The organism is Mesorhizobium sp. WSM1343 (assembly GCF_055901535.1).
The window spans coordinates 3,299,150-3,310,847 of record NZ_CM148370.1 but is presented as its reverse complement, the minus strand read 5'-3'; the positions used below and the strand labels follow the sequence as shown (position 1 = coordinate 3,310,847).

Sequence of the window (11,698 nt, the reverse complement as noted above, 5' to 3'; positions counted from 1 at the left end):
ATTGCCTGGAGAGACCAAAAGTGCAGCAGAAGATAGCCGACGATTTCGACCTGAAAATCCTGCGTGAGCTGCAGGCCGACGCCCGCATCACCAACAACGAGCTTGCCGAGCGCATCGGCCTGTCGCCGTCGCCCTGCCTGAGGCGGGTGCGGCGGCTGGAGGAGACCGGGGTCATCAGAGGCTACACCACGCTGGTCGATCCCTCAGCCTTCGGCTGGAGCATGGTCGCCATCGCCACCATCCGGCTCAGCCGCCAGAACGAAGACGAGATCGTGATGTTCGAGGACGCGATCCGCGGCTGGGAAGAGGTGCTGGAATGCCACCTCGTCACCGGTTCGCGCGACTATGTGCTGAAAGTGGTGACGGGAAGCCTCGAACAATACGAGCGCTTCATCAAGGAAAAGATCGCGCGGCTGAAATGCGTCGCCTCGATCGAGACCAGCTTCGTCATGAACACCATAAAGGAACGGCGCCTCTGACATTTCTGCCGGAGGCGCCGCTTTCTGGATAGATGTGTTGCCGGCTAGGCTTACTTGACCGCTTTGTCGGTGATGGCGGTGGTGTAGGCGCCGGTCGGCTCCTTGGTGATGATCTTCTGGTCGAGCAGCGCCTTGGCGGTGCGCTCGTAGGTCGCCGGGTCAAGCTTGCCGTCGGCATTGTCGATCAGCTTGGCGACTTCGCTCATCATGCGCTTCTGGTGGTTTTCGTCCTGGCCGCCGCCGTCCATGACGATGCCTGCGGCTTCGTCATTGTTGTCGATGGCGTATTTCCAGCCCTTCATCGAGGCGCGCACGAAACGCACCATCTTGTCTTCGAAGGCCGGATCCTTGAGCTTGTCTTCGGACGCATAGAGCCCGTCCTCGAGCAGGTCGTTGCCCATGGCCGAGTAGTTGAACACGGTCAGCTGTTCCGGCTTGTAGCCGGCGTCGATCAGTTGCCAGTACTCGTTGTAGGTCATGACCGAGATGCAGTCCGCCTGCTTCTGGATCAGCGGCTGCACGTCAAAACTCTGCTTGAGCACCGTGACGCCGTCCGGGCCGCCCTCGGTCTTCAGGCCGAGCTTGTTCATCCAGGCGTAGAACGGATACTCGTTGCCGAAGAACCAGACGCCGAGCGTGTGACCTTTGAAGTCGGCTTCGGTCTTGATCGGGCCGTCCTTCGGGCAGACCAGTTCCATGCCGGCCTTCTTGAACGGCTGGGCGATGTTGACCAGCGGCACGCCCTTTTCGCGGGCAGCCAGCGCACCGCCCATCCAGTCGACGATAACGTCGGCACCACCGCCGGCGATCACCTGCTCGGGCGCGATATCGGGACCGCCCGGCTTGATGTCGACGTCGAGACCCTCGGCCTCATAGAAACCCTTGGCCTTGGCGACATAGTAGCCGGCAAACTGGGCCTGCGTGACCCATTTCAGCTGCAACGTCACCTTGTCGGCGGCCATTGCCTGGAAAGCGGCAAGCGACATCGCGCCAGCCAGAACGGGAATAATCAGTCTTTTCATTTTGTTACCCTCTGAAGTTAGTGCCCTAAACCCACCGCCCCTATCCACCACGGACAGAGGGATGCCAAAACGTGACGGCTCTTTCGACAAGAGCGACCACGCCATAAAAGACCGAACCCGCAAGTGCTGCAACTGCGATTTCGGCCCAGACCATGTCGATGTTCATCCGCCCGACCTCGGTCGAGATGCGGAAGCCCATGCCGACGACAGGCGTGCCGAAGAACTCGGCAACGATGGCGCCGATCAGCGCCAGCGTCGAGTTGATCTTCAGCGCGTTGAAGATGAAGGGAGCTGCTGCCGGCAGCCGAAGCTTCAAGAGCGTCGGCCAGTAGCCCGACGCGTAGGTGCGCATCAGGTCGCGCTCCATATGGCCGGAGGCGGCCAGACCGGCGACCGTGTTCACCAGCATCGGGAAGAAGGTCATGATGATGACCACCGCCGCCTTGGACTGCCAGTCGAAGCCGAACCACATCACCATGATCGGCGCGACGCCGATGATCGGCAGCGCCGAGACCATGTTGCCGATCGGCAACAGGCCGCGTCGCAGGAACGGCACACGGTCTGCGAGCACCGCGGTGATGAAGCCGGCGCCGCTGCCCACGACATAGCCGAAGATGACCGCCTTGAAGATGGTCTGGCGGACATCGGCGCCGAGCACCGGCAGCGAACCGGCGATGCGCGCGCCGATGGCACTTGGCGGCGGCAGCAGGATGAAGGGTATGCCGGCCCCACGCGTCACCGCTTCCCAGATGATCAGGATCCAGGCGCCGAAGATGGCTGGGATGATCAGGCGCAGCGCGGTGCGAGCCCATTTGGCGAACGGACGCAATGATGACAGCACCGCCACGCAGCGCCAGCCAAGCAGCCATGCGGCGGTGAGAAGCAGGAAGTACGGCGTCCGCGCCAGGCCTTCGAAACCGGTGATGCCGCCAATCAGCAGCCAGGCGGCCAGATGCGCGCCGATGAAAAGCACAACGGCTTCGACGATGGACGGTATTCTGGTCACCGAGATCAAAGCGGCGACAAGCAGCACGCCGAAAATCAGCCAGGTCGTCGCCACATAGGGGTATATCAACGTCCCTGCAGGCTGCGCCAGTGCATCGACTTTCGGCGCGGCGATCGGGCCGAGCGCCACTGCGATCAGGCACAGCACGATCGCCAGCACTGCCTGCCAGGAGGGTTTCAGCCAGTTCATGCCGGCCTCCCGCCCATAGCGCGGTCGACGAGGCGCCCGGCAATGCCGACCACCATGACCAGAAGGGCTGCCACCACTGAGCCAGCAACCAGCGCCGACCAGATGTCGATGGACTGGCTATAATAGGCGCCGGCGAGCAGCTTGGCGCCGATGCCGGCGACAGCGCCTGTCGGCAGTTCGCCGACGATGGCGCCGACCAGGCTTGCCGCCACCGCCACCTTCATCGAGGTGAACAGGAACGGCACCGAAGCAGGCACGCGCAACATCCAGAAGGTCTGCGCGCGACTGGCATTGTAGGTGTGCATCAGGTCGAGATGCATGATCTCGGGCGAGCGCAGCCCCTTCACCATGCCGACAGTCACCGGGAAGAACGACAGATAGGTCGAAATCATCGCCTTCGGGACGAGCCCGCTGATGCCGATCGCCCCCAGCACGACGATGATCATCGGCGCCACAGCCAGGATGGGAATGGTCTGCGAGGCGATGATCCACGGCATCAGGCTGCGGTCGAGCGTCGCCACATGGACAATGCCGACGGCGATGATGATGCCGAGCGCCGTGCCGAAAGCGAAGCCGAGCAGCGTCGACGAAAGCGTCACCCAGGCATTGTAGACCAGGCTGCGGTTGGAGGTGATGGGCCGCAGGAAGGTGTTCTCGAAGAAATTCACCGCCACCTGGTGCGGCGCCGGCAATGTCGGCTTCGGCTGCGACAGCGTCTTGCCGATGAGTTGGCTGAACGTGGATGTTTCACCGGCGCGACGATCGAGATCGCGCTGGAACGGCGTGTTGAGGATGACGGCGAAGACATACCAGAGCGCGACCACGCCAACGAGGATGGAGGTGACGGGAACGAGCTTATCGCGGAAGGTGTCCATCAGGGTCGCTCCCCTCCTCTCGCCAACAGGAGAGGGCGGCAATCCCAGGTCTTCGTCATCCTGGGGCGAAGCAAGGAGCGAAGCGACGCGGCGCAGACCCTAGGATCCATGCCGTTACCTCTATGCTCCGCAACGGTGCTGAACATGGCTCCCTGTGCCTCGCCCTGCTTGGCGGGTATTCTCAGCCGCTTGCGCCCTTCGGCGGACGTCGCGGCATGGATCCTAGGGTCTGCGCAGGCCGCTTCGCGCCTGCTCCGCCCTAGGATGACGAAAGCGTGGTTGGCCGCTCCCTTTACGCGCGCCGCTTCGCGGCGCCCTAGGATGGCGCGGTTGGCCGCCCCCTCACCCGACCTCCGCTTCGCTCCGGCCACCCTCTCCCCGTTGGGGAGAGGAGGGAGCCCGTCGTTTGCTCCCTCAATCATCATAGCTGTGCCCCGCCCGCAGCCCGTCCCGCACCCGCGCTGCGATCGCCAGAAACTCCGGCGTCTCGCGGATGTCGAGCGGCCGCTCTCTCGGCAGCGTCGATTCGATGATGTCGCTGACGCGGCCGGGGCGCGGCGACATGACGACGATGCGCGTCGACAGATAGACGGCCTCCGGAATGGAGTGGGTGACGAAGCAGATGGTCTTGTTGGTGCGTCCCCACAATTCCAGCAGCTGCTCGTTGAGATGGTCGCGCACGATCTCGTCCAGCGCGCCGAACGGCTCGTCCATCAGCAGCAGGTCGGCGTCGAAGGCCAGCGCACGGGCAATCGAGGCGCGCTGCTGCATGCCGCCCGAGAGCTGCCAGGGATATTTCTTCTCGAATCCAGAGAGGTTGACGAGGCCGAGCGTGCGCTTGATCCGCTCGCCTTGCTCCGCCCTGGACAGGCCCATGATCTCCAGCGGCAGCCCCACATTGCGCTCGATGGTCCGCCACGGAAACAGCGCCGCCGCCTGGAAGACATAGCCATAGGCGCGTTTCTCACGCGCCTGCTCTGCTGTCATGCCATTGACGGAAATCGCCCCCGAGGTCGGCTTCTCCAGATCGGCGATGACGCGCAGCAGCGTGGTCTTGCCGCAGCCCGAAGGCCCGATGAAGGAGACGAACTCGCCCTTGCCGATGGTCAGATCGACATTGGACAGCGCCTGCACCGGCCCGTCATTGGTCTGGAAGGTCAGCCCGAGTTTGCTTGCCGCGACGACGGCTGGCGAATTCCCCGTCATCGGTTGCCGCCTGCCTGTTTCCGTTCCCGCGGCGGCTGGAATCCGATTGCTTTTATCGCGATGTTGTTTTCCACTTACCCTGTCCCATTTGGCCCTGTCCCTCTGACCTTGTCCCACGCGACCGACGCCCGGAGTTTCCCCGATGTCGCCCAAACCCACTTGTCATCTTATCCGCCCTGAAAGCACTTATGAAGGCAAGCAGGGGCTGACCTATTTCGCCGGCATTGCCGCCGAGACCGTCGGTGCCTCCGGCATCTGCATGCACATGCTCACCATGCCGCCCGGCGCCCGCGCCAAGGCGCATATGCACGAGAGCCACGAGACGGCGATCTATGTGCTCTCCGGCGAAGTTCACACCTGGTATGGCGACCGGCTCGAGCATCATATCGTTGTCAAGGCCGGTGATCTCTTCTACATCCCCGCCGGCGTGCCGCATCTGCCGGCCAACCTGAGCGGCGCCCCGTCCTCTGCCGTCATTGCGCGCACCGATCCCAACGAACAGGAGAGCGTCGTCCTGCTGCCGGAACTGGATGCGCTGGTCGCCGGAAGCTGACTTCGCCGGGCTAGGCGCCCGTCGGCCAATTGCTAGAGGTTTGCGCCCGCCAGCTTCGGCAATCATCGGCACCGAGACACTTCCCCATAGACGGTGCCGTCCGTATCCGCGATCACCAGTTTCTTGGCGTTCTTGGTGCTGTGCTTGATGATGAAGGTGGCGGGCGACTTGCCCTCTTCGCCTTCGGCCTCGCACTCCGCCTTCACCACAAGCGAGCCGTCGGCCTGGACCCTCTTGCCGGTGAAGGTGCAAGCGCTCGTCGCCGTGATGAAGTCGGTGTTGGTTAGAAGCAGCATGTCCTCGGCGTAGACTTCCTGGCCGTTCTTGTTGATGCAGCCGGACTTGTTGCCATAAGGTTTGGCTAGGTCGATGCCGGCCGCCGACACTTGGCTGGCCACCAGAACCAAAACTGCCGCGAAAAGAAGTCCCCCGCGCCGCACCTCAAACCCCGGTCGCCGGGATGCCGGTGCGTTCCACCTTGCGCGGCGCGGAGATTTCCTTCCACGTCGACAGCGCCCGGTTGACGGCCGCATTCGGCTCGCGGCCGACGAATTCACCATGGCCGGGCTTGGCCTTGACCTCGGCCTCCTGGATCGACAGTTCGCCCCGCGAGAACACGAACCGCGGCAGGCCGGTCACCTCGAAACCCTCGAAGACATTGTAGTCGATCACCGATTGCTGCTTCTTGGACGAAATTGTCTTCTTGCGCTTGGGATCCCAGACGACGATGTCGGCGTCGGCGCCCTCTACGATGGCGCCCTTCTTCGGATACATGTTGAGGATCTTGGCGATGTTGGTCGAGGTCACCGCGACGAACTCGTTCATCGTCAGCCGGCCGGTGTTGACGCCTGTGGTCCACAGCACCGGCATGCGGTCTTCAAGCCCGCCGGTGCCGTTCGGGATCTTGGTGAAATCGCCGACGCCGTTGCGCTTCTGTTTGGTGGTGAAAGCGCAATGATCGGTCGCCACCACCTGCAGCGAACCCGCCTGCAGGCCGGCCCACAGCGAGTCCTGGTGCGATTTGTTGCGGAAGGGCGGGCTCATCACGCGGCGGGCCGCATGGTCCCAGTCCTTGTCGAAATACTCGCTCTCGTCCAGCGTCAGGTGCTGGATCAGCGGCTCGCCGAACACCCGCATGCCCTTCTGGCGCGCCCGGCGGATCGCTTCATGGCTCTGCTCGCAGGAGACATGCACGACATAGAGCGGCACGCCGGCCATGTCGGCGATCATGATGGCGCGGTTGGTCGCCTCGCCTTCCACTTCGGGCGGCCGCGAATAGGCGTGGCCCTCGGGGCCGTTGTTGCCGGCAGCCAGCAGCTTCTGCGACAGTGCCGCCACCACGTCGCCATTCTCGGCATGAACGAGCGGCAGCGCGCCGAGATCGGCGCAGCGCTGGAACGACGCATACATCTCGTCGTCGTCGACCATCAGCGCGCCCTTGTAGGCCATGAAATGCTTGAACGAGGTGATGCCCTTGTCGACGACCGTGGCCATCTCATCGAACACCTGCTTGCCCCACCAGGTGATCGCCATGTGGAAGGAGTAGTCGCACGACGCCTTCGAGGTCTTGTTGTCCCACATCTGCAAGGCTTCGAGCAGCGACTGCTGTGGCGCCGGCAGGCAGAAATCGACCACCATGGTCGTGCCGCCGGAGAGCGCCGCGCGCGTGCCGGACTCGAAGTCATCGGCCGAATAGGTGCCCATGAACGGCATTTCGAGATGGGTGTGCGGGTCGATGCCGCCCGGCATGACGTAGCAGCCGGTGGCGTCGAACTCATGGTCGCCATGCAGGCCCGAACCGATGGCGACGATCTTGCCGTGCTGCATCAGCACATCGGCCTTCCAGGTGCGGTCGGCGGTGACGATGGTGCCGTTTCGGATGACTTTGGTCATTGACTGTTCCCTTGTTCTCTTCGCGCTTCTTTACGAGCGTCGTTTGGAAGGTGGATTCTAAGCTCACTCCACGATGACAGCCGTCTCCACCACCGCGTGGAACAAGACATCGGCACCCGCCGAAGCCCATTCCTTGGTGATCTCTTCGGCCTCGTTGTGGCTGAGGCCATCGACGCAAGGGCACATCACCATGGCGGTGGGCGCGACGCGGTTGATCCAGCAGGCGTCGTGGCCGGCACCGGAAACGATGTTGCGATGGGAATAGCCAAGGCGGTCGGCGGCATCGCGGATCGCCTTGACGCAGCCGGCATCGAAAGTCACCGGATCGAAAGCGCCGACCTGTTCGATCTCGTAGCGGATGTCGAGTGCATCGCAGATCGTGTCGATGCCTTCGCGGATGCGGCCATCCATCGCGTCCAGCACTTCCTTTTCCGGCGAGCGGATATCGACGGTGAAGACGGTGCGCCCGGCGATGATGTTGCGCGAATTGGGATAGACCTCCATGTGGCCGACCGCGCCGACGGCATCGGGCTGGTAGTCCATGGCGATCTCGTGCACCAGTTCGATCACCCGCGCCATGCCGAGCCCGGCATTGCGGCGCTTGGGCATCGGCGTCGAGCCGGTATGGGCTTCCTTGCCGGTCAGCGTCACCTGCAGCCATTTCAGGCCCTGGCCATGGGTGACGACCCCGATGTCGATATCTTCGTCCTCGAGGATCGGACCCTGTTCGATATGCAGTTCGAAGAAGGCATGGATCTTGCGGTCGCCGACCTTCTCGGTGCCTTTCCAGCCGATGCGCTCCAGTTCCTCGCCGAATTTCTTGCCCTGCTTGTCGACATGCCCGTACACATCGGCCTGGTCGAGCACGCCGGCGAACACGCCGGACGCCATCATAGCCGGCGCGAAGCGCGAGCCCTCCTCGTTCGTCCAGTTGGTGACGACGATCGGATGTTTGGTCTTGATGCCGAGATCGTTGAGCGAGCGCACCACTTCAAGCCCGCCCAGTACACCGAGCACGCCGTCATACTTGCCGCCGGTCGGCTGCGTATCGAGATGGCTGCCGACATAGACCGGCGGCAGGCTGGGATCGGTGCCTTCGCGGCGGGCAAACATCGTGCCCATTTCATCGACGCCCATTTCGAGCCCGGCCGCATCGCACCAGCGCTTGAACAGATGCCGTCCTTCGCCGTCTTCGTCGGTCACGGTCTGGCGATTGTTGCCGCCGGCAATGCCGGGGCCAATCTTCGCCATCTCCATGATGGAATCCCACAAACGGTCTGAATTGATTCGCAGATTCTCGCCGGGTGCGGCCATCTCGAGTTCCCATCTACACCAGGGGTCTTGTCGCCCCTTGAGTGATTTACAGCTTGACCGTATGGTCAGCTTTTAAACTACACAACCTGACCAAGCGGTCAACTAGAATCTTGGGGTAGACATGGCAGAACCCACCCGCCCCATGCGGCGACAGGAGATCCGCCGAGAGAATGAAAAAACCATTCTCGTCGCTGCAGAGAAGGTGTTTGCGGAGGCAGGGTTTGGCGGCGCCACGATGCAGTTGATTGCGGATCTGGCGGGATTGCCGAAGGCAAATCTCCACTACTATTTCGCCACCAAGGAAGAGCTTTACCGGTCGGTCGTTCAAAACATCTTTGAAATCTGGCTACAGGCGGCCAATTGCTTCGACGCGGCGCGCGGGCCCATAGACGGCATCAGTGCCTATATCGACGCCAAGATGGAAATATCACGCCGCCATCCGGACGGCTCGAAGGTCTGGGCCTCCGAAGTGATGCACGGGGCGCCGGTGCTTCAGGACTATATGGAATCGACGCTGCGCGAATGGACCGACGGCCGCGTCGAGATCATCAGGCGCTGGATCGAGGAAGCCAAGATGGACCCGGTGGATCCGCGCCATCTGCTCTATATGCTTTGGGCTACGACCCAGCACTACGCCGATTTCGGCCATCAGATCGAGACACTCAATGGCGGAAAACCTCTGTCCGACCGGCAATGGCGGGAAGCCAAGGAAAATATCAAGCGGGTGATCCTGACCGGGATCGGTGCGTTGCCCGCCTGACTGTAATGGTTCGTTGCAAGCAAAAGGTCAGGTCGGCGCGCTGCCGCGCCGACCTCAACCGACCGCGTCAGTCCGTCAATCGATTGACCTCAGCACATCGCGAACATGGTCGATCAATTCGTTGATCTGGCCCTTGGTGATGATCAGCGGCGGCGAGAGCGCGATGATGTCGCCGGTGGTGCGGATCAGCGCGCCGCGCTCGAACGCCTTGACGAAGGCCGAGAAGGCCCGCTTGGTCGGCTGGCCGGCGATCGGCGCCAACTCGATCGCACCGATCAGGCCGATGTTCCTGATATCGATGACGTTCGGCTCGCCCTTCAGCGAATGCAGCGCGTCTTCCCAGTACGGCGCCAGCTCCTCGCCACGGGTCAGCAAGCCCTCTTCCTTGTAGGTGTCAAGCGTGCCGAGTGCGGCCGCGCAGGCGATCGGGTTGCCCGAATAGGTGTAGCCGTGGAAGAACTCGATCATGTGCTCGGGGCCGGTCATGAAGGCGTCGTGGATCTCCTTCTTCACAAACACCGCGCCCATCGGGATGACGCCGTTGGAGACGCCCTTGGCGGTGGTCATGATGTCGGGCGTGACACCGAAATAGTCGGCGGCGAACGGTGTGCCGAGACGGCCGAAACCGGTGATGACCTCATCGAAGATCAACAGGATGCCGTGCTTGGTGCAGATCTCGCGCAGCTTCTCCAGATAACCCTTCGGCGGCAGGATGACGCCGGTGGAGCCGGCGACCGGCTCGACGATGACGGCGGCGATGGTCGAAGCGTCGTGCAGGGCGACGATACGCTCCAGCTCGTTGGCGAGTTCCGCGCCATACTCCGGCACACCCTTGGTGAAGGCGTTCTTTTCCGGCAGATGCGTGTGCGGCATATGGTCGACGCCGCCGAGCAGCGTGCCGAACATCTTGCGGTTGGTGACGATGCCGCCGACCGAAATGCCGCCGAAATTGACGCCGTGATAGCCGCGCTCGCGGCCGATCAACCGGGTGCGCGAGCCCTCGCCCTTCACACGGTGATAGGCGATCGCCATTTTGAGCGCGGTCTCGACCGATTCCGAGCCGGAATTGGTGAAGAAGACATGGTCCATGCCCTTGGGCGCCAGGTCGACCAGGCGGTTGGCCAGTTCGAACACGATCGGATGGCCCATCTGGAAGGCCGGCGCATAATCGAGTTCGGCAGCCTGGTGCTGGATCGCCTCGGTGATCTTCGGACGGCAGTGGCCGGCATTGACGCACCACAGGCCGGCGGTGCCGTCGAGCACCTTGCGGCCGTCGCTGGTTGTGTAATGCATGTCCTTGGCGGACACCATCATGCGCGGCGCCTGCTTGAACTGCCGGTTTGCCGTGAACGGCATCCAGAATGCACTGAGATCGTTCGGCGTGACTTTCAGCCGGTTGGACATGACCAGGACTTCCCCTTGTAAACTGTTTCGCTGCGCCCAACGCTTGGTCTTTGCCGCGTTTTCATGCTACGCAAATTTTTGACCGATTGGACAAACGTTAGCACCGCCCTTTAGGCGGTCAAGGATTACTAGCGGAAATGCGGCACCTGAAGTGCGTTCCACAGGCTAGGGAAAAACTGGTCCAGAGAATTGGTCCAGATGAGCCTCAACACGAGGGCTTGCAACGGTGACCATCGGCACGGATGCCCCTCGCCGCACCCGCATCCAGCAGGAAAAGCGCGAACTCATCCTGGAGGCGGCGCTTGAGGTCTTCTCCACCAACGGCTTTCGCGGCTCGACCATCGACCAGATCGCCGAAGCTGCCGGCATGTCGAAGCCGAACCTGCTCTATTATTTCCGGCGCAAGGAAGACATCCACGAAACGCTGATGCAGCGCCTGCTCGACACCTGGCTGGCGCCACTGCGCGAACTTGACGACATTGGCGATCCCCTTACCGAACTACGCAGCTACATCAGGCGCAAGCTGGAGATGGCGCGCGATTTTCCGCGCGAGAGCCGACTGTTCGCCAACGAGATCTTGCAAGGCGCGCCGCGCATCATGCCGCTGCTGGCGGGCGAACTGAAAACGCTGGTCGACGAGAAGGCCGCCGTCATCAAGGGCTGGATGCGCGCCGGCAAGATCGCCAAGACCGACCCGTGGCACCTGATCTTCTCGATCTGGGCGACGACGCAGCATTATGCCGATTTCGACGTCCAGGTCCGCGCCGTGCTCGGACCGAACCGCGGCGGCGACGGCCGCTTCGAGGATGCGGCAAGATTTCTCGAGCAGTTGTTCCTCGATGGGTTGAAGCCGAAGGGCTAAATGGTTTCGTCATTCTAGGGCGAAGCAAGGAGCGAAGCGACGCGGCGCAGACCCTAGAATCCATGCCGCGACTTCAACGCGCCGCAAAGGTCCAAATTCTGCTCAGTAGTACTCTTCGGCAAACGCCCCGGCATG

The 11,698-nt window shown here is 62.6% G+C and carries 12 protein-coding genes; 4 read left to right on the top strand and 8 right to left on the bottom strand.

Annotated features, from left to right (window positions below; translation table 11 throughout):
- Window positions 1-20 precede the first annotated feature (20 nt).
- Window positions 21-479, top strand: coding sequence for an Lrp/AsnC family transcriptional regulator (locus tag AC0NIL_RS16045; RefSeq protein WP_027034983.1), 459 nt, complete (start codon window positions 21-23; stop codon window positions 477-479).
- 50 nt (window positions 480-529) lie between these two features.
- Here the strand turns inward: AC0NIL_RS16045 and AC0NIL_RS16040 are convergent, their stop codons facing one another.
- The 4 genes from AC0NIL_RS16040 to AC0NIL_RS16025 all read right to left on the bottom strand — a co-directional run bounded on the left by AC0NIL_RS16040 (window position 530) and on the right by AC0NIL_RS16025 (window position 4,777).
- The gene (locus tag AC0NIL_RS16040) at window positions 530-1,501 is read right to left on the bottom strand and encodes an ABC transporter substrate-binding protein (protein ID WP_013530916.1); all 972 of its coding nucleotides are present in this window, start codon (window positions 1,499-1,501) and stop codon (window positions 530-532) included.
- Window positions 1,502-1,541: 40 nt separating this feature from the next.
- A complete protein-coding gene (locus tag AC0NIL_RS16035; RefSeq protein WP_224675566.1) occupies window positions 1,542-2,696 on the bottom strand; it encodes an ABC transporter permease in 1,155 nt (384 codons plus the stop codon).
- Window positions 2,693-3,571 carry an ABC transporter permease gene (locus tag AC0NIL_RS16030; RefSeq protein ID WP_275952710.1) on the bottom strand — a complete coding sequence of 293 codons (879 nt, stop codon included), beginning with the start codon at window positions 3,569-3,571 and terminating at the stop codon, window positions 2,693-2,695. Before AC0NIL_RS16030 ends, AC0NIL_RS16035 begins: the two co-directional genes overlap by 4 nt.
- A gap of 414 nt (window positions 3,572-3,985) precedes the next feature.
- Window positions 3,986-4,777 carry an ABC transporter ATP-binding protein gene (locus AC0NIL_RS16025; RefSeq protein WP_013530913.1) on the bottom strand — a complete coding sequence of 264 codons (792 nt, stop codon included), beginning with the start codon at window positions 4,775-4,777 and terminating at the stop codon, window positions 3,986-3,988.
- Between the two features lie 142 nt (window positions 4,778-4,919).
- Here AC0NIL_RS16025 and AC0NIL_RS16020 point away from each other — a divergent pair, with 142 nt between their 5' ends.
- Entirely contained in the window at window positions 4,920-5,330 is a 411-nt protein-coding gene (locus tag AC0NIL_RS16020) for a cupin domain-containing protein (RefSeq protein WP_013530912.1), read from the top strand.
- Between the two features lie 62 nt (window positions 5,331-5,392).
- Here AC0NIL_RS16020 and AC0NIL_RS16015 read toward each other — a convergent pair whose 3' ends face one another.
- The 3 genes from AC0NIL_RS16015 to AC0NIL_RS16005 all read right to left on the bottom strand — a co-directional run bounded on the left by AC0NIL_RS16015 (window position 5,393) and on the right by AC0NIL_RS16005 (window position 8,537).
- Complete coding sequence (locus AC0NIL_RS16015) at window positions 5,393-5,728, bottom strand: hypothetical protein (RefSeq protein ID WP_275952709.1); 336 nt, start codon at window positions 5,726-5,728, stop codon at window positions 5,393-5,395.
- A 43-nt stretch (window positions 5,729-5,771) separates the two neighbouring features.
- On the bottom strand, window positions 5,772-7,223 hold the full coding sequence (gene hydA, locus AC0NIL_RS16010; RefSeq protein WP_063172510.1) for a dihydropyrimidinase: 1,452 nt from the start codon (window positions 7,221-7,223) through the stop codon (window positions 5,772-5,774).
- 63 nt (window positions 7,224-7,286) lie between these two features.
- Window positions 7,287-8,537 carry a Zn-dependent hydrolase gene (locus AC0NIL_RS16005; RefSeq protein ID WP_064993848.1) on the bottom strand — a complete coding sequence of 417 codons (1,251 nt, stop codon included), beginning with the start codon at window positions 8,535-8,537 and terminating at the stop codon, window positions 7,287-7,289.
- A 121-nt stretch (window positions 8,538-8,658) separates the two neighbouring features.
- Between AC0NIL_RS16005 and AC0NIL_RS16000 the strand changes: the two genes are divergently transcribed.
- Window positions 8,659-9,297 carry a TetR/AcrR family transcriptional regulator gene (locus tag AC0NIL_RS16000; protein WP_013530908.1) on the top strand — a complete coding sequence of 213 codons (639 nt, stop codon included), beginning with the start codon at window positions 8,659-8,661 and terminating at the stop codon, window positions 9,295-9,297.
- A 75-nt stretch (window positions 9,298-9,372) separates the two neighbouring features.
- Here AC0NIL_RS16000 and aptA read toward each other — a convergent pair whose 3' ends face one another.
- Window positions 9,373-10,701 (bottom strand): omega-aminotransferase AptA, encoded by a 1,329-nt coding sequence (gene aptA / locus AC0NIL_RS15995; protein WP_013530907.1) that lies wholly within the window; start codon window positions 10,699-10,701, stop codon window positions 9,373-9,375.
- A 226-nt stretch (window positions 10,702-10,927) separates the two neighbouring features.
- Here aptA and AC0NIL_RS15990 point away from each other — a divergent pair, with 226 nt between their 5' ends.
- Window positions 10,928-11,563 (top strand): TetR family transcriptional regulator C-terminal domain-containing protein, encoded by a 636-nt coding sequence (locus AC0NIL_RS15990; protein ID WP_013530906.1) that lies wholly within the window; start codon window positions 10,928-10,930, stop codon window positions 11,561-11,563.
- The last annotated feature ends 135 nt before the right edge of the window (window positions 11,564-11,698 follow it).